The organism is Raineyella sp. (assembly GCF_034933565.1).
GTDB lineage: Bacteria > Actinomycetota > Actinomycetes > Propionibacteriales > Propionibacteriaceae > Raineyella.
The window spans coordinates 56,051-77,387 of sequence record NZ_JAYFNG010000023.1; the positions used below are offsets into that span (position 1 = coordinate 56,051).

Genomic DNA, 21,337 nt, shown 5'->3' on the forward strand with positions numbered 1-21,337 from the left:
TCTTCCGGGCGGCCGGGACGGTGACGGCAGGGAACGGAGATCATGGGACGAGGTTAGTCGACACGCCGGTGATGACGAACTTGTGCGGTGTGGCGTTGCGCTGGGACTCAGGTGGTGCGGGGCCGACCGTCGACTCCCTCCGCGGCACGACGTGCCGGCCCTCCCTCGGATCAGTCGGGGACCGACCGTTCGGATCACAGTGCCGTTCGGGACGGGTCACAGAAATGACGGAGGCCCGTCCCACAAGGGGACGGGCCTCCGTCATTTCTGTGTCCGAGAGGGGACTTGAACCCCTATGCCCTAAAACGGGCACTAGCACCTCAAGCTAGCGCGTCTACCAATTCCGCCACCCGGACGGGCGTTGTTCGCTGGTCCGGCGGTGCCGGGCAGCGATGTAGGACTATACCCACAGCCGTCGAGCAACGCCAAATCGGCTCCCGGTGCGGGCGGACCACGCGCGGACCAAGGCCGATCACGCGCGGACCGGCGTGGATCACGCGCGGATCAGAGCGGATCGCGGGTGGGTGGTAGGCGTTGACCGGGTCGGCACAATGGTGGCGTGCCAGCCAAGCCCCGCCAGCGACCCGAGAGTGACTACGACGTACGTCGGTTCTCGGTGGGCCGCGAGATGTCCCGCAACGCGCTGCGCCAGCTCCTCACCGAGGAGGCCGAACGCGGCGGCTGGGAGCTGCACCGGCTGCGGCGCTACCGCGACGGCAGTCGTGAGGTGTGGGTGCGCCGCCGGATCATCCGGGTCCGGCCGACGCTGGACCTGGGCGGCTATCTCGACTGATCAGGCCTGGACCCGCGTCCTCCGATCCGGCAGCCGTGGTGGGATGTTCTGTCAGTCGTGGTGGACCGGCGGCAGCGGCCGGCCGGCTCCGTCCCTGGTGGTCAGCGCGCCACCGGAGACGTCGTCCAGGGCAGCGGCGATCTCGGCCGGCAGCGTCATCTCCTCGACCGCCAGGCACTCCTCGAGCTGTGCGGCGGTCCGGGCGCCGAGCAGCGCCGAGGTCACCCCGGGCGCGTCCCGTACCCACAGCAGGGCCACCTCGAGCGGCTTCATGCCCAGCCCGTCGGCGGCCCGGGCCACCGCGTCCACGATCGCCCGCGACCGGGGCTGGAGGTACGGATCGACGAACCAGGCGAAGTGCTCGGCGGCGGCCCGTGAGTCCTTCGGGATCCCCCGACGGTACTTCCCGGTGAGCACGCCGCGCCCCAGTGGGGACCAGGCGAAGAAGCCGAGGCCCATCGCCCGGGCGGCGGGCAGGATCTCCACCTCCGCGCGCCGGGTCATCAGTGAGTACTCCACCTGGGTGGCGGCGATCGGCGTCCGGGTGGTGATCGCCCGCTGCCAGGAGGCGGCCTGGGCGGTCTGCCAGCCGACGAAGTTGGACAGGCCCAGGTAGCGCACCCGCCCCGAGGCCACCGCGTGGTCCATCGCCGCGAGGGTCTCCTCGATCGGTGCCTGCCCCCAGGCGTGCACCTGCCACAGGTCGATCCAGTCGGTGCCGAGCCGCTCCAGAGAGGCGTCCAGGTCGGCCAGCATGGCCCGCGCCGAGGTGTCCACCGCCCGTTCCCCGTCGCGTACGCCGAAGCCGGCCTTGGTGGCGATGACCAGGTCCTCGCGGTCGAACTCGCGGGCCATCAGCGCGCCGAGGATCTCCTCCGCGTCCCCGGCGCCGTACGCCGCGGCAGTGTCGATCAGGGTGCCACCCGCGTCGACGAACGTCGCCATCAGGTCGTACGCCGCCTGGGGGGATGTGTCGCGGCCCCAGGTGAGCGTGCCCAGTCCGAGGCGGGAGACCTGCAGCCCGGACGAGCCGACGCGTCGCTGTTCCATGCGCGTGACTCTAGGCGGCCGACGGTCACCCGCCGGAATCGGGTCACGCCGCCGGCTGCACCGGCTCTGCTCCCGGCGCACCGGCTGCACCGGTCCCCCCTGGCGGTCGGTCGTCCCGCGGACAGCCCGCGCTCCCGCGGTTGCCTCGGTGGTTACCCTGCAGTCACCTCGGCAGCTGACCCCGCAGCTGCTCCGCAGCCACCGTGGAGAGGACCCTGACGATGAGCATCCACGACGAACACCCGTTCCGCACCCCGCCGGAGCTGCGTGACCCGATCCGTCGGCTGCGCGGCCACCTGCCGGCGCCGGTCACCGTGTGGACCAGCGCCGGCGCGGGTCGGCAGGACGGCTGGACGATCTCCTCGGTCCTCGTCGGCGAGGGCCGGCCAGGCGAGCTCGTGGCGCTGGTCGACGAGGACTGCGACTGGTGGGAGCTGTTCCGCGCCTGCGGCACAGCCACGGTCAACGTCCTGGCCCACGGGCAGGGCCGGGTCGCCGACGCCTTCGCCAGGATCGCACCGTCCCCCGGCGGGCCGTTCCGGACCGGTGACTGGGCACCCGCGGCGTACGGTCCGCGGCTGCAGGGTGCGGCCGGCTGGGTGGGCGTACGGCTGGTCGATCCGGCTCCGCCGCACGCCGGCTGGGGCCTGCTGGTCCGGGCCGCGATCGCGGACGTGGAACTCGCCGACGGAGCCGAGGCCCTCGAACACCGGTACGGGCACTACGCCTGAGCATGCACTCGGCTGGCCGGGCGCTCGGCCGACCGCGCACTACGCCTGAACTGCATCCGCCGGAGCGTGCACTCACCTGACCGCGCACTCGCCTGACCGTACGCTGGGCCCCATGACCATCCTCCTGCTCGTGCGCCACGGCCGGACGGCCGCCAACGCCGCGGGCATCCTCGCCGGCCGTACGCCCGGCGTCCGCCTCGATGCGACGGGGTGGGAGCAGGCCCGGGCCGCGGGCCGCCGTCTCGCGGGCGTGACCCTGGCGGCCCAGGTGTCCTCGCCGCTGGAGCGCTGCCTGGAGACCGCCCGGGCCCTGCGCGAGGGACGCGGCGACGCGTCGGACCCCGAGGTCATCGTGGACGAGGCCCTGTCGGAGGTCGACTACGGGGCGTGGAGCGGCCGGTCGCTCGCCGACCTGGCCGGTGAGGAGCTGTGGCGCACCGTGCAGGCCCACCCGTCGGCCGCCCGGTTCCCGGGCGGGGAGTCGATGGTCGCGATGGCCCAGCGGGCCGTCTCCGCCATCCGCGCCCGGCAGGACCGGATCGCCGACGAGAACGGGGCCGAGGCGGTATGGGTCGCGGTCTCCCACGGCGACATCATCAAGGCCGTCCTCGCCGATGCCCTCGGCCTGCACCTCGACCAGTTCCAGCGTCTGGTGGTCCACCCGGCGTCGGTGAGTGCGGTCCGCTACACGCCCGCCCGCCCCTACGTCCTCACCCTGAACAGCTCCTCCGGGCCGATCCGCGACCTGCTGCCGGCCGAGGCCCGGCCCGGCGAGGATGCCGCAGTGGGTGGCGGAGCGGGATCCGCGACGTAGGCTGGCGTCGTGAGCGCGTTCACCCTCCGCTACGACAACCCGGACCGCTTCGTCGCCGGAGCCGTCGGTGAGCCCGGGGACCGCACCTTCTTCCTGCAGGTCCGTGAGGCGGGCCAACTCTCCTCACTCGTCTGCGAGAAGCAGCAGGTCGAGGTGCTCGCCAGCCAGATCGCCCACCTGCTCGACGAGGTCTCCGCCCGGTCCCTCAGCGGGATCGCCATCCCGCCGCCGGCGGCCGGTGCCCTCGACACCCGACCACTGGACGCCCCGATCACCGAGGACTTCCGGATCGGGCCGATGAGTCTGGCCTGGGACAGCCGCCACGACAAGGTGGTGCTGGAACTGTTCTCCGACGACGTCGAGGACTCCGTCACCGGGCTCAGCGAGATCGACAGCGCCGAGCTCGAGCAGGGCACGGTCTGCATCGTCGGCCTGACCCCCGCGTACGCCCGGCAGTTCGTTGCCCGCGCCCGGGCCGTCATCGCCGCCGGTCGGCCGGTGTGCCCGTTCTGCCGACAACCGATGGACCCCGAGGGCCATGTCTGTCCCCGCGCCAACGGCTACGTCAATCCGCTGGCGTGACGTCGCGCCGGCCGTCCGCCGCCCCTGCACGTCAGTGGTGGGCCGCTGCGGCTCGCTGACCGTGTGCCACGGGGGTTCCCCGATGGTGCAGTGCCCCGGCACGCTGACCGGAGCAGTCTGATGCACCCGGCCCTCAGCACACCGCCGTTCGAGGGGCCGCAGGTCGAGCTGCGGGTGCTCGGCCGGATCCGGGCGGCGTCCAACGCGACCTACCTGGCCGAGGCCGACCTGCCCGGGCGGGCGCCGGTGCGGTGCGTGTGGAAGCCGGTCGCGGGGGAGCGGCCGCTGTGGGACTTCCCGGACGGCACGCTGGCGGCCCGCGAGGTCGCCGCGTACGCCCTGTCTGCTGCGGCCGGCTTCGACGTCGTCCCCACCACCCGGCTGGTCGAGACCGCACAGGGCATCGGGGCGCTGCAGACCTGGGTGGAGGTGGACGAGGACCTCGACGACCTGGTCGACCTCGCCCCGGTCGGTCGGATCCCGGAGGGCTGGTTCGGGGTCGTCGACGCGGTCGATGCATACGGCCGCGAGGTCACCCTGATGCACCGGGACGATCCGCGGCTGCGTCGGCTGGCGCTGTTCGACGCGGTGACCAACAACTCCGACCGCAAGCGGGTCCACCTGCTGCCCAGCGGTGGGCAGGTGCTCGGCTGCGACCACGGTCTGTGCTTCCACGTCGAGCCCAAGCTGCGCACCGTGCTGTGGGGCTGGGCCGGTGCCCGACTGCGTGACGACGAGGTGGTCCTGTTGGAGCGGACCAGGGCCGTCGCCGCCGAGGTGCTCGGCGGCCTTCTCACCCCGGCCGAGACCGCCGAGGTGGTGGCCCGTACGGATGCCGTGCTGGCCTCCGGGGCGCTTCCCGTCCCGCAGGACAGCTGGCCGCCGATCCCTTGGCCCCCGCTGTAGAGTCGCCCGCATGCGTGCCTGGAGTTCCCCCGCCCTGACGACCGTCCCCGGTGACGGGAGCGCTCCCGTCCTGGTCCATGACACGGCCAGTGGTGGCCTGCTCCCGGTGGGCCCGGAGTCGGGCGAGGCCCGGATGTACGTCTGCGGCATCACCCCGTACGACGCGACGCACATGGGCCATGCGGCCACGTACGTCGCCTTCGACCTGCTGAACCGCACCTGGCGCGACCGCGGCCTGGCCGTGCACTACGTGCAGAACGTCACCGACATCGACGACCCGCTGCTGGAGCGCGCCACGGCGACCGGGGTGGACTGGACCGCGCTGGCGGTCGACCAGACCGACCTGTTCCGCTCCGACATGGAGGCGTTGCGCGTCCTGCCGCCGCGGGAGTACATCGGTGCGGTGGAGGCCATCCCGCTGGTGGTGGAGGCTGTCGAGAAGCTCGGGGACCGCGGCCTGGTGTACCGGCTCGACGACACCGAGCCGGGCGTCGAGGCGTCGGACTGGTACTTCCGCTCCCGCCAGGTGCCGCACTACGGCGCCATCTCGCACCTGACCGAGACGCAGGCCCGGTCGGTCTTCGCCGAACGCGGCGGGGACCCTGATCAGCCCGGCAAGGCCGACCCGTTCGACTGCCTGGTGTGGCGGATGGCCCGCCAGGGCGAGCCCTCCTGGGAGAGCCGGCTGGGCGCCGGTCGCCCGGGCTGGCACATCGAGTGCTCGGTGATCGCCGAGCACTACCTCGGGGAGACGTTCGATGTGCAGGGCGGTGGGTCCGACCTCGCCTTCCCGCACCACGAGATGAGCGCCGCAGAGGGCCGCGCCGCCACCGGTCACCGCTACGCTGCCGCGTACGTGCATGCGGGGATGGTCGGCCTGGACGGCGAGAAGATGTCCAAGTCGCGGGGCAACCTGGTGCTGGTCTCCCGGTTGACCGCTGCGGGTGTCGACCCGATGGCGATCCGGTTGGCGATCCTGGCCCATCACTACCGCCAGGACTGGTCGTGGACCCAGGCCGGGCTGTGCGAGGCGATCGCTCGCCTGGACACCTGGCGGCGGGCCTTCGCGGCGACCGCCGGACCGGACGCCGGGGCGACGGTGGCTGCTGTCCGCGCCGCCCTGCGTGACGATCTCGACGCGCCCGCCGCGCTGGCGGCGATCGACACCTGGGCCGCGGCCACCCTCGCCGGCGAGGGCGCCGACGCCTCGGCCCCCGGGCTGCTGGTGCGGGCCGCCGACGCCCTGCTCGGCGTCGCCGTCGACACCAGGGCCGCCGGCTGCGGGCCGATCGTCAGCACCACTGCCGGCCTTGACACCAGCGCCGGCGTTGACAGGGGCGCCGGCGTTGACACCGTGCCTGTCCCGGCGGAGGGGTCGGATAGGCTCGACCGCGTGAAGACGTTCGAGAGCCTGTTCGCCGAACTGCAGGACAAGGCGGTCAGCCGCCCCGATGGTTCGGGCACCGTCGCCGAACTCGACGCCGGGGTGCACCAGATCGGCAAGAAGATCGTCGAGGAGGCCGGTGAGGTCTGGATGGCCGCGGAGTACGAGGGCAAGGATGCGACCGCCCTGGAGATCTCGCAGCTGCTCTACCACGCCCAGGTCATGATGATCGCCACCGGTCTCACCCTCGAGGACGTCTACCGCAAGCTGTGAGCCCGGCGTGTCGCCGTCCGGTGAGCCCGGTGTGCCGCCGTCGCTCCCGGATTGGGCGGCGGCGGAGTGCCCCCATTAGGGTGGGGCCGTGAACTCTGAACGTCCGTTCCTCAAGGTCGCCGTCCCGAACAAGGGGTCCCTGTCCGACGCCTCGCAGCAGATGCTGCGCGAGGCGGGCTATCGGCAGCGCACCGAGTCCAAGGAACTCATGGTGGTCGACGAGGCCAACCGGGTCGAGTTCTACTACCTGCGCCCCCGCGACATCGCCATCTATGTGGGGGAGGGCACCCTCGACATCGGCTTCACCGGCCGCGACATGCTGCTCGACTCCGGTGCCGGGGCGACCGAGATCCGGGCCCTCGGCTTCGGCGGGACCCGGTTCCGTTTCGCCGCCCCGATGCAGGACCGGATGTCGGTCGAGCAGCTCGAAGGCAAGCGGATCGCCACCTCCTACCCAGGCTTGGTGAAGTCCTGGCTGGACGAGCGTTCGATGTCGGCCCGGCTGATCAACCTGGACGGGGCGGTGGAGAACTCCATCCGCCTCGGCGTGGCCGATGCCATCGCCGACGTGGTGGAGACCGGTTCCACGCTCAAGCGGGCCGGTCTGGCGGTCTTCGGTGAGCCGATCCTGCAGTCCGAGGCGATCCTGGTCCAGCGCAACGGAGAGGTCCCCGAGGGACTCGACCACTTCGTGCAGCGCATCGAGGGTGTGCTGGTGGCCCGGGCGTACGTTCTGATGGACTACGACGTGTCCGAGGAGAAGCTCGAGGCCGCCCTTGCGCTGACCCCCGGCTTCGAGTCGCCGACCGTCTCCGAGCTCGCCCGCAAGGGCTGGTTCGCGGTCCGCGCGATGGTGCCCGCCGCCGACGCCCATCTCGTCATGGATGATCTGTGGGATCTCGGCGCCCGTGCGATCCTGGTCACCGACCTGGCTGCCTGCCGACTCTGAGCCGCAGGCCGGGGAGTATCTGACATGGAGGTCCTGCTGCGGGTCCGGTCCCGCGCCCTGCTGTCCAGCGCCATCGTGGTCTCGGTGCTGGTGCTGGGCAGTCCGGTGGTCACCTGGTTCCTGTTGCCGGGGGAGCTGCAGGCGCTGGCGACCGGGCCGGAGCTCGCGCTGATCATCGGCACCCTGCTGGTCATCGTGATCTTCGTGATGGGGCTCGGGCTGTCCTCGCTCGTCGCCACCGAGGAGGGCGTGACGATCAGCACCGGGGTGATCCGGCACCACTACGGCTGGCACGAGATCTCCGGCATCCGGTTCGAGGAGAACGACCCCTGGGCGTACGTCCTCACCTTCCGCCGCGACCGAGACGGCGACCCGCAACGCCGGATGGTGATGGCCATCCAGACCCCCGACGGGGATCGGGCCCGGCTCAACGCCGCCCGGCTCCAGGAGCTGTGGATCACCCACCGGCCCTGACCCCCGGTCCGGTCGCCCGGAAAAACGGGGGCACCCGGCGCCTGGCGCCCGGCCGGTCGCCCGGGAAACCGGGGCTCAGGCCGGGACGGTCATCCCCAGGAGCACCTGGGCGATGCCATGGTCGTCGTTGCTGGCGGTCACCACGTCGGCGACCTCCTTGAGTGCGTCGATCGCGTTGCCCATCGCCACGCCCACTCCGGCGGTGCGGACCATGGTGATGTCGTTCTCGTTGTCGCCGAATGCAACGGTCCGCTCCAGCGGGATCCCCCGGGCGGCGCAGAATGCGGCCAGGGCCGCGCCCTTGCTGACCCCCGCGGCGTTCACCTCGTAGTAGTAGGTCGACGAGAAGCAGGTCTCGGCCTCGTCACCGCCGAGCGCGTCGATCGCCTCCCGATGCTGCACCAGCACCTCGTACGGGGCGGAGACGAGGATCTTCGGCGGGGTCGGGGCAGCAGCGAAGAGGTCCTCGACCACCACCTCGCGGGTGCCGTTCGCGCGGGCCTCGAGATGCACCATGTGCCCCTCGGGGTCCTCGATGAACACTTGGTCGCCGACCGGGACGATGGTGGACACCGGTAGCTCCCGCAGACCGCGGTACACCCGGGCGGACACGTGGGCCGGCACCGGCCAGGAGTTCAGCACCTCCCCGGTCGTCGCGTCCTCGATCACGGCACCGTTGCAGCCGGCGAGGACCAGGCCGTCGGTGGCCAGGCCGAGCCGGGCGACCTGGAAGCGGAGCCCCGCGACAGGGCGCCCGGACGCGATCATCACGGTGGCGCCGACCGAGCGGACCCGGTCGATCGCCTCGCGTGTGCTGTCGAGGATGTCATGGTCGGACGAGAGCAGGGTCCCGTCGACGTCGAATGCCACCAGCCGTGGAACCCTCAAGGGCACTTCCTTCATCAGTTGATCCCACGCTTGCGCAGGATGTCCTCGATCTCGTCGAACTCATCACCGGAGCCATCGGCCTTGGCCGTGGACGGCTTCGTCCCCGTGGCGGCGGTGGGGGTGCTGGTCGTGGCCGGTCGGGCGGCCGGTGTCGCGGCACCCGTCCCGGCCCCCGGACGGGTGCCGGCGGGCGGCTGACCGCCCTTCCCGGCCCGGGCGGCGCGGCGCTCCTCGCGCCGGGCCCTGATGTCCTCCTTGGTCCGGACACCCACCCCGCGGCGGTTCAGCGCACCGGCCACCAGCCAGAGCACCACGGCCAGGGCGAGGGCCCCGATCCCGGCCCCCACCAGGGTGGTCCAGACCAGCGACGCGCCCCAGCCGATCAGCGCGGCGACAAGGTCATAGGCGAGCTTCATCAACCCGGACAGGAACAGGCCGGCGCTCAGGGCGATCAGCCCGAGGCCCTCCAGGATGCGTCCGGCGCCGTAGCCGGCCCGCCAGCTGATCAGCGCGTACACGAGTCCGATCAGGGCCAGCGCGGCTGTCGCGACGAGCAGGACGTCCGAGGGGTTCATGCCCTCAGCCTACCCGGGGCGCCGGAGTGCCCCCGGAACCACGGCGATGATGCGCGTGCTGACCCGGATGTGACGGTGTGCATGCTGCCTCGGGCGCGGCGGGGCGTGCGCCCGCCGCCGGAGACGAGGCGCGTGGGGAACGGACCGGCGGGTTCCGGTGAACCGCTTGACTGCTCCTGGGGACGGATCGACGCTGGATGGTGGGCCCGGGCAGGGGAGCCCGGGACGGGATGGAAGTCGGGAAGGAGCCGATCATGGCACTCGTACGTCGACCGCGGCCGGTCTGGCCGGATCTGCAGGATCTGGTCGAGCGGTTCTTCGAGACCGAGACGGAGGAGACGTCACTGTTGCGGGTGGAGGAGTACGTGGACGACAAGACCTTGGTCGTTCGCGCCGAGGCCCCCGGACTGGATCCGGACAAGGACGTTTCGATCTCCGTCGACAACGGCAAGCTGCTCATCAGCGCCAAGCGCGAGGAGCGCTCCGAACACAAGGAGAAGGACTCCTACCACTCCGAGTTCCGGTACGGATCGTTCAGCCGGACGATCCCGCTGCCGGCCGGGGTGACCGAGGGGGACGTCACCGCGAGCTATCGCGACGGGGTCCTGGAGGTCCGGGTCCCGATGGGTGAGGAGGTGACACCGGGCGGCCACAAGGTGCCGGTGACCCGGGGCTGAGCCTCCGAGTCGGCCCCTGCACGGAGAGAGGATGGTACGTCGGACCGGGAGCGCCTCTCGGCGAGTGGCCGCTCGCAGCGGCAGGAGTTGAGGCCCGGGGCTACCGCGGCCCGACGCACGTCCGAGGATAGGACGGAGTGGCGGCCGAGCCAAAACCGCGAGAACCACAACCGGAACAGAACCGCGGGGGCTGCAGGGCGGTGGTCCCCCGGCGCCACTGCAGTGCCCGGTGTCAGTGCAGGGCGCCGTCGCGCCACAACCGGGCGCAGGCGGTCAGGTCCTGCGCCATCGTCTGCATCCGGGCCGCCTGGAGGGCTGCCTCGGCGCCCTCCGACACCTCGGCCCGGCCGGAGGACACCACGTGGCAGAAGGCGGCGGCCCGCTCCAGGGCGATGGCGAAGTCGCCGTCGAAGACGCCCTGCAGGATCTCGTCGGTCACCCGGCGCACCTCGTCGGGGCCGGTCGGGTCGCCGGCCCCGGCGACGACATGGTCGGGCTCGGTGAACCGGATGCCGGCGGCGTATTCCCGGGCGGCCCCGTACGGATCGGTGAGCACCCAGGTGTGCAGCACGTAGAGGCGCCACAGTGCCCCGGGCAGCGTACGTGCCGGTCGCTGGGCCCACAGGTCGGCGAGGGTGTCCAGCCCGATGTCGTCGACGAGCGCCACCAGGCGCTCGGTCACCGCGGGGTCGTCGGCCGCCCGGCCGGCATGCAGCAGGACGGCGGCGGACTCGTGGGCGGCGTGCAGGGCCTCGATCGGGTCGGTCCGCTCGCCCAGTGCCTCCAGGGCGGCCGGGGGCAGGAAGCCGGGCCGGCGTGGTCTGCGGTCATCGGTCACCCGACCAGGCTAGGCGATGGGCACCCGGGGTGGATCCTCTACGCTTGGGCACCATGACGGCACACCACGACCACCTGCTCGGTGACACGAACCATGAGTTCGCCGAGGACGACGGCTCGGCGCCGGACGGGCTGCGTGACCTGATGGCTGCCGCCGGCACCGGCGACCAGCGGGCCTACCTGGATGCGGTCGTGGAACTGTGCCTGTCGCGGCTGCTCGTGCCGATCGTCTCCAGCGGAGAGAATCTCCACCCCGAGGGCCCCGACCCCGACCGGCACGCCGAGATGTCCGCGGTGCTGCTGCAGCAGGCGGACGGCGCGAAGGCGATGCTGGCGTTCACCGGGGTGGACGCACTGGCCGCCTGGAACCCGAAGGCCCGCCCGATCCCGGCGACGCTGGACCGGGTGGCGGAGGCTGCGGTGATGTCCGGGGCCGGCACCCTGCTGATCGACCTGCAGGGCCCCGTCCCGATGGCGCTGGAGGAGCCGCTGCTCACCAATCTGGGGCGTGGCCGCCGGCTGGTGCGGCTGGAGGACGGCTTCGGCTGGCTGGCCACCCGCGACGAGGAGGCCGGGGAGAACGGGGCCGAGCCCGGTCACCACCACCATGACCATGACCACGAGCACCATTGAGCGCCACGACGGACAGGGCCACGGGCGCCGGCGCTGAGCGTGATTAGGGTCTGCCGAGCGGTCGCGCTATAGTGAACGCCGACCGATCCGGCTCTGTGCCGGATCCACAAGTGGGGACCTGATCTCCCACCCGTACGATGCCGCCGGCCCCATGGGGGCCAGCACCAGTCGTCGGGTAGGTCGCATGGCCGCGGAGCCTTCCGCCCACCGTTCCGGGTACGGGCTCACGCGATGGTATGCGTTCCTTCAGGGCCCCGCGACAGCGGGGCCTTCGTCGTATCCCCGGGTCGAAACCCTGCGAGTACCGCGAATTTGGAGGAAGCATCAGCACTGAACCGCGCATCAATGAGCGCATCCGTGTCCCGGAGGTCCGACTCGTCGGGCCGAACGGAGAGCAGGTGGGCATCGTACGGATCGAAGATGCCATGCGATTGGCCCGCGAGTCGGAGCTGGATCTCGTCGAGGTGGCCCCCCAGGCCAAGCCCCCCGTGGTCAAGCTCATGGACTACGGCAAGTTCAAGTACGAGAACGCTCAGAAGGAGCGCGAGAACCGTCGCAACCAGTCGAACGCTCTCGTCAAGGAGATGAAGCTTCGACCGAAGATCGACGACCACGACTACGAGACCAAGAAGGGTCACGTGGTCCGCTTCCTCAAGGGCGGCGACAAGGTCAAGATCACCATCATGTTCCGCGGTCGCGAGCAGAGCCGTCCGGAGCTGGGCTTCAACCTGCTCAAGCGGCTCGCCGACGACGTCGAGGAGTTCGGCACCATCGAGTTCCCTCCCAAGCAGGAGGGACGGAACATGCTGATGATCCTCGCCCCGACGCGCAAGAAGACGCAGGCGCGCGTCGAGCACGAGAAGGACAAGGAACGGAAGGCCGCGGAGCGGGCGGCCGACGTGGAACTGGAGCGCGAGGAGCAGGCCGCCGCGCGCGCCCGCGCCGAGGCCGAGGTCCGGGAAAAGAAGAAGAAGGGTCCGGCCGACAACATGGACCCCGATATCGACCTGTGATCGCCGCAGGGCGATAGAAACGGAGCACAACATGCCGAAGATGAAGACGCACTCCGGTGCCAAGAAGCGGTTCAAGCTGACGGGTTCCGGCAAGGTCATGCACCGCCGCGCCGGGAAGATGCACCTCAACGAGCACAAGCCCACCAAGCGCACCCGCCGCCTGACCGGCGACTCCGTGCTGCCCAAGGGCGATGCCGCGAAGGCCAAGAAGCTGCTCGGCAAGTGAGCATTTCCCGACCCTGACTTTTCTTGAACTGAAGGAGATACCACCATGGCACGCGTCAAGCGTTCTGTGAATGCGCAGAAGAAGCGCCGCGAGGTCCTGGACCGCGCATCCGGCTACCGCGGACAGCGCTCGCGCTCGTACCGCAAGGCCAAGGAGCAGCTGCTCCACTCCGGCGTCTACAGCTTCCGCGACCGTCGCGCCAAGAAGGGCGACTTCCGCAAGCTGTGGATCCAGCGCATCAACGCTGCCGCTCGCGCCGAGGGCATGACCTACAACCGCTTCATCAACGGCCTGAAGAACGCCGGCATCGAGGTGGACCGCAAGATGCTCGCCGAGCTGGCCGTCAGCGACGCCCCCGCGTTCGCCAAGCTGGTGCAGATCGCCAAGGACAACCAGCCGGCCGCGGAGACCGTCGCCGCCTGATGTCGCGAGCCGTCTGATGACTTCGGCACAGCGCGGACCGGCCGGACCACCGGAGCCCTCCGGGGCCCGGGTCCGGTCGGTCCGTCGTCTCACCACCCGCAAACACCGTGACGCGGACGGCCAGTTCCTGGCCGAGGGCCGCCAGGCGGTCCGCGAGGCCCTGACGTACGGCGAGGTGGTCGCCCTGTGGGTGGACGGCGACCTCGCCGACCGACACGCCGACCTGCTCGCGCTCGCCGACGAGCACGCCGTCCCCGTGTACGGGGTCGGCGCCCGGCTGATCGCCGGACTCAGCGACACCGTCACCCCGCAGGGGATCGTCGCCCAGGTGGTCACGCCCACTGCGACCCTCGACGCGGTCGTCGCCGCCGGCCCGCAGTTGGTGCTGGTCTGCGCCCAGATCCGCGACCCCGGCAACCTCGGGGCCGTCGTCCGCGTCGCCGACGCCTTCGGCGCCCAGGCCGTCGTCTGCACCCGCGGGTCGGTCGAGTGGACCAATCCCAAGGTCGTCCGCGCCAGCGTCGGGTCGGTCTTCCACCTGCCCATCGTCACCGGCGTCGGCCTCGACGAGGTCACCGGTGCGCTGCGGAACGCGGGCGTGCAGGTGCTCGCCGCCGACGGTGGTGGCGCGGACCTGCAGGACTACGCCGCCCGGGGCCTGCTCACCCGGCCGACCGCCTGGGTGATGGGCAACGAGGCCTGGGGCCTGCCGGTGGAGGACGCCGCCCTCGCCGACGCCGTGGTCGGGGTGCCGATCTGGGGGCGGGCCGAGAGCCTCAACCTCGCCACCGCCGCGGCCGTCTGCCTGTGGAGCACCGCCTCGGCGCAGCGCTCCGCCGGCTGATCCGGCTGACGTACGATCGGCGTCCGGCGATGGGGCGACGATCGACCGGCCGCGGCTGATCCGTCCCTTTCGAACGGCTGACCGCTTCTCCGGGCAGGTCAGCCGTTGCCGTCGTTGCCGGTGTTGAAGCCCGGGATCTTCGGGAACTGGAAGCTGGGGAGGCTGCTGGGCAGCGTCACCGGCGCCGAGACGCTCGGCAGTCGGGTCGGGATCTGGGTGGGGACACTGATCAGCGGCGTGTGCGTGACGGTCACGGTCGTGGTCGCCGTGACCGTGGCGGTCACCGTCGGGCCCGGTACGGGGGCCCGGGTGGCGTCGCGGACGGCCGCCGCGAAGCCCATCACCACCAGTCCGATGACGACCCCCAGGGCGAGCATCAGCCGGGCCCGTCCCCGGCCCGGGCGGGTGCTCCCCGGCGAGGCCGGGTCGATCGGCGGGGCCGCCGGCGACCGGGTGGGGGACGGCTGGACGGGCTGCTGGCCCGGGCCGTACGCCGCTGCGCGCTGGCGGGCCACGTAGTCCGCGTCGTAGAAGCTGTGCCGCACCTCGCGGTAGGGCTGGTCGTCGACACCCTCGTGATAGGCCGGGAGCCGGCCGGTGTCCGGCTCGTCCGCGGCGGTCCAGGCCCGGGTGGTGGAGCCGTCCGTGCCGTACGTGGCGCCATATGGTGCAGTGTCCGGACCAGCGGACGAGGGGCCGGCGTACGAGGGGCCGGGCCGGGTCGGGTCGTACGCCCGGGTGGCGTCGTCACCAGGAGCCCGGCCGGGGTCGAACGCGCTGGTGGCCTGGTCGGAGCCGCCGAAGACGTGCGTCCGCTGCTCATCGCCCGCAGCGGGCCGCCGACCGGTGTCACCGGGCCGGCGGGACGGGTCGGGCACGCCGAAGGCCTGCGTCGGCTGGTCGTCCTGGCCCATGGCACCTCCTGTGGGACGGTCCTCTCGACGGTACTGGCGGCCGGCGGCACAGACAAACCCCGGACGGCCCCTCTTCGGCAGCGGTCCGTGACACCAGTCCACGACACCGGTCCACGACACCGGCCTGTGAAACCTGCACCTGACACCTGTCGGTGGCACCGGTCCTGTAACAGAGGAGCCGGGGATCACCCACCTCTTGTCGTCGAACAGATGATCGAATATTCTGGTCGTGTGCTGCAACCCACACTGCTCGACCGCCTCGACGACCCGGCGCCCGGCCCGGTGGGCAGGGGGGCGCGTCGGCTGCCGCTGGCCGGCGGCGCCTGGGTTGACCTGCGGATGGGCTGGCTGGCCGGCGCCGAGTCGCTCTTCGAGGCCCTGCTCGAGGGGGTCGACTGGCGGGGCGACCGGCGCCTGATGTACGACACGGTCGTCGACGTGCCGCGGCTCACCCGCCACTACGGCGCCGGGGACGAGCTGCCCCACCCGGTGCTCGAGTCCTGCCGGCTGGCGCTGGGCGCCCACTACCGTGCCGAGTTGGGGGAGGAGTTCAGCACCGTGGGACTGTGTCTCTACCGCGACGGCCGGGACTCGGTGGCCTGGCACGGCGATCGGATCGGGCGCTCCCGCACCGAGGACACCATGGTGGCGATCCTGTCACTCGGCGATCGCCGACCGCTGCTGCTGCGTCCGCGCGGCGGGGGCAGATCAGTGTCCCTGCCCCTGCACCAGGGTGACCTGGTGGTCATGGGCGGCTCGTGCCAGCGCACCTGGGAGCACTGCATCCCCAAGACCCGCAAACCGGTGGGGCCACGGATCTCAGTGCAATTCCGTCCCCGCGGAGTGGCCTGAGGCGCCCGCCAGGTAGATCCGGACGACCGTGGCCGTCGCCCGCTCGAGGTTGCCGGGACCGTTCCGCAGTGCGGCGGCGAGGTCGGTCACCTCGTGCAGGATGGGCACGAGGGCGGTGACGCCATGGTCCAGCAGCGCCTCCGCGTCGGACGTGACACGTCCCGCCAGCACGACGCACGGCACCTCCGTCGCGGCCGCGATCCGGGCCACCCCGGCCACGGTCTTGCCGGACAGGGTCTGGGCATCGACGGAGCCCTCGCCGGTCAGGACGAGAGAAGCATCACCCACGGCCTGCGCCAGGCCCACCGTCTCGGCGAGCAGCTCGACCCCCGGCCGAGTGGCCGCGTCGAGGAAGGCCATCAACGCCCAGCCGAGTCCTCCCGCGGCCCCGGCACCCGGACGTACGGACATCTCCCGGGCCGCCGCCGGCGAGACCGCCACCAGACGCTCCAGCAGGACGTCGAGTTCGTGGACCTGGTCCGCTGAAGCGCCCTTCTGTGGCCCGAAGGTCACGCTCGCCCCCTGCGGGCCGAGCAGTGGGTTCGTGACGTCACAGGCCGCCTCGACCTCGAGGCGGGCCAGCCGTGGATCGAGTCCGGACAGATCCAGCCGGTCCAGGCGGCGAAGCCCCTCGGGGGTCGGTGGCACCGGGCGGCCCTCGCGGTCGAGGAACTGTGCTCCCAGTGCGCTGAGCATGCCGGCGCCGCCGTCGGTGGTCGCCGAGCCGCCGAGGCCGACGATGAGCCGGTGCGCGCCGCCGTCCAGTGCCGCCCGGATCAGGTCGCCGACGCCGCGGGAGTCCGACGTCATGATGTCGCGGTCCGCCGGGGCGATCATGCCGAGCCCGACCGCCGAGGCGACATCGATCACCGCGAGGTCGTCGAGGTGCACCAGTGTGGCGGTCGCGGCACGACCGCGGGCATCGGTGATCCGGACCGGTGAGCGCTCCGCCGCCAGGGCCGTGCCGATCGCGTCGGCGAAGCCCTCGCCCCCGTCGGACATCGGCACCCGGACACAGACCGCGTCCGGGGCCACGGCCAGGATCCCCCTCGCCATCGCCTCGGCCGCCTGCACGGCCGTCATCGACTCCTTGAACGAGTCCGGTGCCAGCACCACCGTCAGGGGTGAGGTCTTCGCCACGATTCCTCCTCGTCCTGGGCTGCCCTGTCATCCGCCCGTTCGTCGTCCGGCTGCGCTGTTGCCCGTCCGGCCCGGTTCGCGCTCGCGGAGCCTGCCCGGAGGGAAAGTTGCGTCGTCCGGCGGTCCTGCCGGCCTTCTGCAGTGTCCTGGCCCGTCTGCAGTCGCGCCCGTCTGCAGTCATCATCGACGAGTGCGGGGACCGTCGTCATCCCACGGGTTCGCCGCCCGGCGTGCCAACTCCTAGACTTGGCCGGGGTGTCGGCAGGGTGCCGGGGCCGTACGGAACGCGAGGGGAGCCCATGTCAGGGCCGAACACGAACTATGACCCGGTGGAGACGACGCCGCTGCAGCTGGAAGCGCTCGAGCAGATGGTTGCCGAGGCCAAGGCGGCGTTCACCGCGGCGGTGACCGTTGCCGACCTCAAGGCGGCGCGCATCGCCCACACCGGTGACCGTTCCCCCCTCGCCCTGGCCAACCGGGAGATCGGTGCGCTGCCACCGCAGGCCCGCAAGGAGGCCGGTCAGCGGATCGGCAGGGCCCGCGGCGAGGTGAACAAGGCCCTCAAGGCGCGCGAGGAGATCGTCCGCGCCGCCGAGCTCGAGCGCATCCTCACCGAGGAACGGGTGGACGTCACCCTGCCCGTCGAACTGGCCCCGGCCGGCGCCGTCCACCCGATCACCGGCCTGATGGACCGGGTCGCGGAGATCTTCGTGGCGATGGGCTGGGAGATCGCCGAAGGGCCGGAGGCCGAGGCCGAGTGGGTCAACTTCGACGCCCTCAACCTGCACGCCGACCATCCGGCCCGGCAGATGCAGGACACCCTCTACCTCGCCCCGGTCGAGAACAACACCCTGCTGCGCACCCACACCTCGCCGGTGCAGGTGCGGACGATGCTCGACCGCGAGCCCCCCATCTACGTCGTCTGCCCGGGCAAGGTCTACCGGGCCGACGAGCTGGACGCGACCCACGTGCCCGTCTTCCATCAGGTCGAGGGGCTCTGCATCGACAAGGGCATCACCTTCGCCCACCTGCGCGGCACCCTGGAGCACTTCGCCCGGGCCATGTTCGGCGACGTGAAGACCCGGATGCGGCCCAACTACTTCCCGTTCACCGAGCCGAGCGCCGAGGTCGACCTCGAGTGTTTCGTCTGCCACGGCGAGTCCGTCGGTGACCCGGACCACCCCTGCCGCACCTGCAACTCCGAGGGCTGGATCGAATGGGGCGGCTGTGGCGTCGTCAACCCGCGGGTGCTGCGCGCCGCCGGCATCGACCCCGACGTCCACTCCGGCTTCGCCTTCGGGATGGGGATCGAGCGGACCCTGATGTTCCGCAACGACGCCGCCGACATGCGCGACATGATCGAGGGCGACATCCGCTTCAGCCGTTCTCTCCTGGGAGGTGCCCGATGAAGGCCCCGCTGTCCTGGCTGCGCGAGTACGTCGCGCTGCCCGAGGCCCTCGAGGCCCGCGAGCTCGCCGAGGAACTCATCACCTACGGCCACGAGGTCGAGCAGGTCGAGTCGGCCGGCGCCGACGTCACCGGCCCCGTCGTGGTCGGGCGGGTGCTGGACCTGGAGAAGACGCCGCAGAAGAACGGCAAGGTCATCAACTGGTGCCATGTCGACGTCGGCGCGCACAACGACCCCGAGACCGGCAATCGCGGCATCATCTGCGGCGCCCACAACTTCGTCGCCGGCGACCTCGTCGTGGTGGCGCTGCCGGGCGCGGTGCTGCCGGGCGACTTCGCCATCGCCTCCCGCAAGACGTACGGCCACCTCTCCGACGGGATGATATGCTCCAGCGCCGAGCTGGGCCTCGGGGACGACGGCGGGCACGGCATCATCGTGCTCGGCGCCACCGACGACGAGGGCAACGCCCTGGTCCCGGGTCAGGACGCCGAGCCGCTGCTGCACCTGCGCGAGGACGTCCTCGACATCGCCGTCACCCCGGACATGGGCTACTGCCTGTCGATCCGTGGCCTGGCCCGCGAGGCCGCCGAGGCGACCGGCGCGACGTTCACCGACGTCATCGACCGGGACGTCCCGGCCCCCAGTGCGGCCGGCTTCCCCGTCACCGTGCAGGACCCCGCGGGCTGCCCGGTGTTCGTCGCCCTGCGTCTCACCGGCTTCGACCCGGCCGCCCCGAGCCCGCGCTGGATGCAGCGGCGGCTCTCGCTGTCGGGCATGCGGCCGATCTCACTGGGTGTCGATGTCACCAACTACGTGATGCTCGAGACCGGTCAGCCGCTGCACGCGTACGACGCCGCCACCCTGCAGGGCGGCATCGTGGTGCGCCGGGCGAGTGCGGGCGAGACGATGATCACCTTGGACGGGGTGACCCGGACCCTCGATCCCGCCGACCTGCTGATCACCGACGACTCCGGGCCGATCGGCCTGGCCGGCGTGATGGGCGGGGAGCACACCGAGCTGCGCGGCACGACGACCGAGATCATCCTCGAGTCGGCGAACTTCGACATGCTGTCGATGGCGCGGACCTCGCGCCGGCACGGCCTGGCCTCCGAGGCGGCCCGGCGCAACGAGCGCGGGGTCGACCCGAACGCGGCGTACGCGGCCGCCCACCGGGCCGCCGCACTGCTCGTCGAGTTCGGCGGCGCCACCCTCGACACCGCCGAGACGGTGGTCGGCACGGTGCCCGCGGCACCGGTGCAGACCATCGACCTCGACCTGCCCGCCCGCATCCTCGGCACCGACATCACCGAGGAGGCGACGATCCGCTACCTGCAGGGCGGCGGCACCCGGGTCGAGCGGGACGGTGACCGGCTCACCCTCACCCCGCCGACCTGGCGCCCCGACCTCGTCGATCCGTACGACTACGTCGAGGAGGTCGGCCGCAAGGTCGGCCTGGACACCATCGAAGGGGTGCTCCCGCCCGCCCCGTCCGGCCGGGGCTTCACCTCGTCCCAGCGGGCCCGCCGGGCCCTCGACACGGCGCTGCCGACCGCCGGCTACACCGAGGTGCTCAGCTTCCCGTTCATGGCCGACGCCGACCTGGACCGGATGGGGGTGCCGGTCGACGACCCGCGCCGCGACCTGGTCCGGCTCGCCAACCCGCTGTCCGACGTCCAGCCGGCCATGCGCTCGACCCTGCTGCCGGGCCTGTTCGGCGCCGTCGCCCGCAACACCTCCCGCGGTCTGGACGACCTGGCACTGTACGAGCAGGGTGAGGTGTTCCGCGGCGCGGAGCGTCCCGCCGCTCCCCGGCTGGCGGTCGACCGGCGCCCGACCGAGGAGGAGATCGACCGGCTGACGGCCGCCCTGCCCGCGCAGCCCCGTCATCTCGCCTGCGTCCTGGCCGGTGCCTGGCGTCGGGCCGGGTGGGCCGGGCCGGCGGAGCCGGTCTCCTGGGTGCACGCCGTGCACTTCGCCGAGACCGCGGCAGGGACGCTGGGCCTGCGACTGACCCGCGGTGCCGCCACCGTCGCCCCCTGGCACCCCGGCCGCTGCGCCGAGCTGTCGGTCGACGGCCGGGTCGTCGGCCACGCCGGCGAGCTGCACCCCACGGTCTGCGAGGCGTACGGGCTGCCGGCCCGCACCTGCGCCGCCGAGCTGGATCTCGACCTGCTGATCGAGCTGGCCCCGGCCGGCGGCACGGTGGCCGAGATCTCCTCCCGCCCGGTGGCGAAGGAGGACGTCGCCCTCGTCGTCGACAGCACGGTCCCGGCCGCCGCGGTCGAGGCCGCGCTGGTCCGGGGTGCCGGGGAGCTGCTCGAGTCGATCCGGCTGTTCGACCTCTACGAGGGCGAGCAGATCCCGGTCGGCAAGAAGTCCCTGGCGTACGCCCTGCGCTTCCGGGCGCCCGACCGGACGCTGAAGGACAAGGAAGCGATCGCCGCCCGGGACGCGGCGGTCGCCGCGGCCGCCGAGCTGGGGGCCGAGCTCCGGGCATGATCCTCGTGAGCAGGCCCGGTCGATGACCCTCGTGAGCAGACCCGGGTCGACGACCCCCGCGATCAGGATCAGCCGATGACCCTCGCCATCAGGGTCGCCTGGCTGGTCTACGGGCTCTACGCCCTGCTGCTGGCCGTCGGGAGCTTCTCCGTCAGCCTGTGGGCCGCCCTCCTCTTCTGGGGGGCGGCGGTCGGCGTCGTGGCGTACGTCCTGGCGCGCAGCATCGCCGGGGCCTACGTCGCGGCGGCCCTGATCGCCATCGGCCCGCTGGTCGTCAACGCCACCAGCCGGTCCGCACTGTTCGGCGTCGTCTACCTGGTGGTCAACGCGGCGCTGGCGGCGGTGATGGGCTGGCTGGCGTACGTCGCCCGGCGCCGCGCCGACGCCGGACGGTACTGACCGTCCGCCGGACCCCGCGGCGCCGCCCGGTTCCTCTCCGGATCACGTCGTCC

At 72.0% G+C, this 21,337-nt stretch carries 24 protein-coding genes, 1 tRNA gene and 1 pseudogene; 19 read left to right on the forward strand and 7 right to left on the reverse strand.

From position 1 onward, the window contains the following. Window positions 1-270: 270 nt before the first annotated feature. A tRNA-Leu gene (locus tag VB059_RS07705) sits at window positions 271-356 on the reverse strand. Window positions 357-559: 203 nt separating this feature from the next. On the opposite strand from VB059_RS07705, the gene VB059_RS07710 reads away from it, so the two are divergent. Next, a complete protein-coding gene (locus VB059_RS07710; protein WP_323421435.1) occupies window positions 560-793 on the forward strand; it encodes a DUF5703 family protein in 234 nt (77 codons plus the stop codon). Between the two features lie 51 nt (window positions 794-844). Here the strand turns inward: VB059_RS07710 and VB059_RS07715 are convergent, their stop codons facing one another. Next, window positions 845-1,843: an aldo/keto reductase gene (locus tag VB059_RS07715; protein ID WP_323421436.1), complete on the reverse strand. Its 999-nt coding sequence runs from the start codon at window positions 1,841-1,843 to the stop codon at window positions 845-847. 221 nt (window positions 1,844-2,064) lie between these two features. Between VB059_RS07715 and VB059_RS07720 the strand changes: the two genes are divergently transcribed. From VB059_RS07720 to VB059_RS07755, 8 genes and pseudogenes are all read left to right on the forward strand, one after another. Further along, on the forward strand, window positions 2,065-2,574 hold the full coding sequence (locus VB059_RS07720) for a flavin reductase family protein (RefSeq protein WP_323421437.1): 510 nt from the start codon (window positions 2,065-2,067) through the stop codon (window positions 2,572-2,574). A gap of 112 nt (window positions 2,575-2,686) precedes the next feature. Then, window positions 2,687-3,388, forward strand: a complete 702-nt coding sequence (locus VB059_RS07725; RefSeq protein ID WP_323421438.1) for an MSMEG_4193 family putative phosphomutase — start codon at window positions 2,687-2,689, stop codon at window positions 3,386-3,388. Window positions 3,389-3,397: 9 nt separating this feature from the next. Next, entirely contained in the window at window positions 3,398-3,970 is a 573-nt protein-coding gene (locus VB059_RS07730; protein WP_323421439.1) for a DUF3090 family protein, read from the forward strand. A 120-nt stretch (window positions 3,971-4,090) separates the two neighbouring features. Beyond that, a complete protein-coding gene (locus VB059_RS07735; protein WP_323421440.1) occupies window positions 4,091-4,876 on the forward strand; it encodes an SCO1664 family protein in 786 nt (261 codons plus the stop codon). 10 nt (window positions 4,877-4,886) lie between these two features. Next, window positions 4,887-6,122, forward strand: a pseudogene (gene mshC, locus VB059_RS07740) (cysteine--1-D-myo-inosityl 2-amino-2-deoxy-alpha-D-glucopyranoside ligase); the annotation flags it as partial. Between the two features lie 147 nt (window positions 6,123-6,269). After that, window positions 6,270-6,533 (forward strand): phosphoribosyl-ATP diphosphatase, encoded by a 264-nt coding sequence (locus tag VB059_RS07745; RefSeq protein ID WP_323421468.1) that lies wholly within the window; start codon window positions 6,270-6,272, stop codon window positions 6,531-6,533. 88 nt (window positions 6,534-6,621) lie between these two features. After that, window positions 6,622-7,482 (forward strand): ATP phosphoribosyltransferase, encoded by an 861-nt coding sequence (gene hisG, locus VB059_RS07750; protein ID WP_323421441.1) that lies wholly within the window; start codon window positions 6,622-6,624, stop codon window positions 7,480-7,482. A 24-nt stretch (window positions 7,483-7,506) separates the two neighbouring features. Next, complete coding sequence (locus tag VB059_RS07755; protein ID WP_323421442.1) at window positions 7,507-7,956, forward strand: PH domain-containing protein; 450 nt, start codon at window positions 7,507-7,509, stop codon at window positions 7,954-7,956. A 75-nt stretch (window positions 7,957-8,031) separates the two neighbouring features. On the opposite strand, the gene VB059_RS07760 is transcribed toward VB059_RS07755, so the two are convergent. Then, entirely contained in the window at window positions 8,032-8,859 is an 828-nt protein-coding gene (locus VB059_RS07760; RefSeq protein ID WP_323421443.1) for a Cof-type HAD-IIB family hydrolase, read from the reverse strand. Beyond that, entirely contained in the window at window positions 8,859-9,419 is a 561-nt protein-coding gene (locus VB059_RS07765; RefSeq protein ID WP_323421444.1) for a hypothetical protein, read from the reverse strand. Before VB059_RS07765 ends, VB059_RS07760 begins: the two co-directional genes overlap by 1 nt. Before the next feature lie 254 nt (window positions 9,420-9,673). Here VB059_RS07765 and VB059_RS07770 point away from each other — a divergent pair, with 254 nt between their 5' ends. Next, window positions 9,674-10,096, forward strand: a complete 423-nt coding sequence (locus VB059_RS07770) for an Hsp20/alpha crystallin family protein (protein WP_323421445.1) — start codon at window positions 9,674-9,676, stop codon at window positions 10,094-10,096. 232 nt (window positions 10,097-10,328) lie between these two features. Here the strand turns inward: VB059_RS07770 and VB059_RS07775 are convergent, their stop codons facing one another. Continuing rightward, window positions 10,329-10,934, reverse strand: a complete 606-nt coding sequence (locus VB059_RS07775) for a hypothetical protein (protein WP_323421446.1) — start codon at window positions 10,932-10,934, stop codon at window positions 10,329-10,331. Window positions 10,935-10,987: 53 nt separating this feature from the next. Between VB059_RS07775 and VB059_RS07780 the strand changes: the two genes are divergently transcribed. The 5 genes from VB059_RS07780 to VB059_RS07800 all read left to right on the forward strand — a co-directional run bounded on the left by VB059_RS07780 (window position 10,988) and on the right by VB059_RS07800 (window position 14,072). After that, window positions 10,988-11,566: an SseB family protein gene (locus tag VB059_RS07780; RefSeq protein ID WP_323421447.1), complete on the forward strand. Its 579-nt coding sequence runs from the start codon at window positions 10,988-10,990 to the stop codon at window positions 11,564-11,566. A gap of 236 nt (window positions 11,567-11,802) precedes the next feature. Beyond that, window positions 11,803-12,579 carry a translation initiation factor IF-3 gene (gene infC / locus VB059_RS07785; protein ID WP_416339522.1) on the forward strand — a complete coding sequence of 259 codons (777 nt, stop codon included), beginning with the start codon at window positions 11,803-11,805 and terminating at the stop codon, window positions 12,577-12,579. A 31-nt stretch (window positions 12,580-12,610) separates the two neighbouring features. Next, on the forward strand, window positions 12,611-12,805 hold the full coding sequence (rpmI, locus tag VB059_RS07790; RefSeq protein ID WP_323421448.1) for a 50S ribosomal protein L35: 195 nt from the start codon (window positions 12,611-12,613) through the stop codon (window positions 12,803-12,805). Window positions 12,806-12,850: 45 nt separating this feature from the next. Beyond that, window positions 12,851-13,228, forward strand: coding sequence for a 50S ribosomal protein L20 (gene rplT / locus VB059_RS07795; RefSeq protein ID WP_323421449.1), 378 nt, complete (start codon window positions 12,851-12,853; stop codon window positions 13,226-13,228). A 16-nt stretch (window positions 13,229-13,244) separates the two neighbouring features. Next, window positions 13,245-14,072 carry an RNA methyltransferase gene (locus VB059_RS07800; RefSeq protein ID WP_323421450.1) on the forward strand — a complete coding sequence of 276 codons (828 nt, stop codon included), beginning with the start codon at window positions 13,245-13,247 and terminating at the stop codon, window positions 14,070-14,072. Window positions 14,073-14,170: 98 nt separating this feature from the next. Here the strand turns inward: VB059_RS07800 and VB059_RS07805 are convergent, their stop codons facing one another. Continuing rightward, a complete protein-coding gene (locus tag VB059_RS07805) occupies window positions 14,171-14,986 on the reverse strand; it encodes a hypothetical protein (protein ID WP_323421451.1) in 816 nt (271 codons plus the stop codon). A gap of 210 nt (window positions 14,987-15,196) precedes the next feature. Here VB059_RS07805 and VB059_RS07810 point away from each other — a divergent pair, with 210 nt between their 5' ends. Beyond that, entirely contained in the window at window positions 15,197-15,838 is a 642-nt protein-coding gene (locus VB059_RS07810) for an alpha-ketoglutarate-dependent dioxygenase AlkB (RefSeq protein WP_416339523.1), read from the forward strand. Here the strand turns inward: VB059_RS07810 and VB059_RS07815 are convergent. Then, window positions 15,806-16,978 (reverse strand): glycerate kinase, encoded by a 1,173-nt coding sequence (locus VB059_RS07815; protein ID WP_323421453.1) that lies wholly within the window; start codon window positions 16,976-16,978, stop codon window positions 15,806-15,808. The two genes, VB059_RS07810 and VB059_RS07815, sit on opposite strands and share 33 nt — an antisense overlap. A gap of 299 nt (window positions 16,979-17,277) precedes the next feature. Between VB059_RS07815 and pheS the strand changes: the two genes are divergently transcribed. The 3 genes from pheS (at window position 17,278) to VB059_RS07830 (ending at window position 21,284) form a co-directional block, all read left to right on the forward strand. After that, window positions 17,278-18,387, forward strand: coding sequence for a phenylalanine--tRNA ligase subunit alpha (gene pheS / locus VB059_RS07820; protein ID WP_323421454.1), 1,110 nt, complete (start codon window positions 17,278-17,280; stop codon window positions 18,385-18,387). Further along, entirely contained in the window at window positions 18,384-20,885 is a 2,502-nt protein-coding gene (pheT, locus tag VB059_RS07825; protein ID WP_323421455.1) for a phenylalanine--tRNA ligase subunit beta, read from the forward strand. Before pheS ends, pheT begins: the two co-directional genes overlap by 4 nt. 75 nt (window positions 20,886-20,960) lie before the next feature. Further along, on the forward strand, window positions 20,961-21,284 hold the full coding sequence (locus VB059_RS07830) for a hypothetical protein (RefSeq protein WP_323421456.1): 324 nt from the start codon (window positions 20,961-20,963) through the stop codon (window positions 21,282-21,284). Window positions 21,285-21,337: the final 53 nt, after the last annotated feature.

Bases quoted from the DNA above. Each gene is read 5' to 3' on its own strand.
- VB059_RS07725 (WP_323421438.1), top strand. From the start codon at position 2,687: ATGACCATCCTCCTGCTCGTGCGCCACGGCCGGACGGCCGCCAACGCC.
- VB059_RS07715 (WP_323421436.1), bottom strand. From the start codon at position 1,843: ATGGAACAGCGACGCGTCGGCTCGTCCGGGCTGCAGGTCTCCCGCCTC.
- VB059_RS07720 (WP_323421437.1), top strand. From the start codon at position 2,065: ATGAGCATCCACGACGAACACCCGTTCCGCACCCCGCCGGAGCTGCGT.
- infC (WP_416339522.1), top strand. From the start codon at position 11,803: ATGCGTTCCTTCAGGGCCCCGCGACAGCGGGGCCTTCGTCGTATCCCC.
- VB059_RS07755 (WP_323421442.1), top strand. From the start codon at position 7,507: ATGGAGGTCCTGCTGCGGGTCCGGTCCCGCGCCCTGCTGTCCAGCGCC.
- pheS (WP_323421454.1), top strand. From the start codon at position 17,278: ATGTCAGGGCCGAACACGAACTATGACCCGGTGGAGACGACGCCGCTG.
- VB059_RS07780 (WP_323421447.1), top strand. From the start codon at position 10,988: ATGACGGCACACCACGACCACCTGCTCGGTGACACGAACCATGAGTTC.
- VB059_RS07805 (WP_323421451.1), bottom strand. From the start codon at position 14,986: ATGGGCCAGGACGACCAGCCGACGCAGGCCTTCGGCGTGCCCGACCCG.
- rpmI (WP_323421448.1), top strand. From the start codon at position 12,611: ATGCCGAAGATGAAGACGCACTCCGGTGCCAAGAAGCGGTTCAAGCTG.
- VB059_RS07760 (WP_323421443.1), bottom strand. From the start codon at position 8,859: ATGAAGGAAGTGCCCTTGAGGGTTCCACGGCTGGTGGCATTCGACGTC.
- VB059_RS07765 (WP_323421444.1), bottom strand. From the start codon at position 9,419: ATGAACCCCTCGGACGTCCTGCTCGTCGCGACAGCCGCGCTGGCCCTG.
- VB059_RS07770 (WP_323421445.1), top strand. From the start codon at position 9,674: ATGGCACTCGTACGTCGACCGCGGCCGGTCTGGCCGGATCTGCAGGAT.
- VB059_RS07810 (WP_416339523.1), top strand. From the start codon at position 15,197: ATGATCGAATATTCTGGTCGTGTGCTGCAACCCACACTGCTCGACCGC.
- pheT (WP_323421455.1), top strand. From the start codon at position 18,384: ATGAAGGCCCCGCTGTCCTGGCTGCGCGAGTACGTCGCGCTGCCCGAG.
- rplT (WP_323421449.1), top strand. From the start codon at position 12,851: ATGGCACGCGTCAAGCGTTCTGTGAATGCGCAGAAGAAGCGCCGCGAG.
- VB059_RS07830 (WP_323421456.1), top strand. From the start codon at position 20,961: ATGACCCTCGCCATCAGGGTCGCCTGGCTGGTCTACGGGCTCTACGCC.
- VB059_RS07735 (WP_323421440.1), top strand. From the start codon at position 4,091: ATGCACCCGGCCCTCAGCACACCGCCGTTCGAGGGGCCGCAGGTCGAG.
- VB059_RS07800 (WP_323421450.1), top strand. From the start codon at position 13,245: ATGACTTCGGCACAGCGCGGACCGGCCGGACCACCGGAGCCCTCCGGG.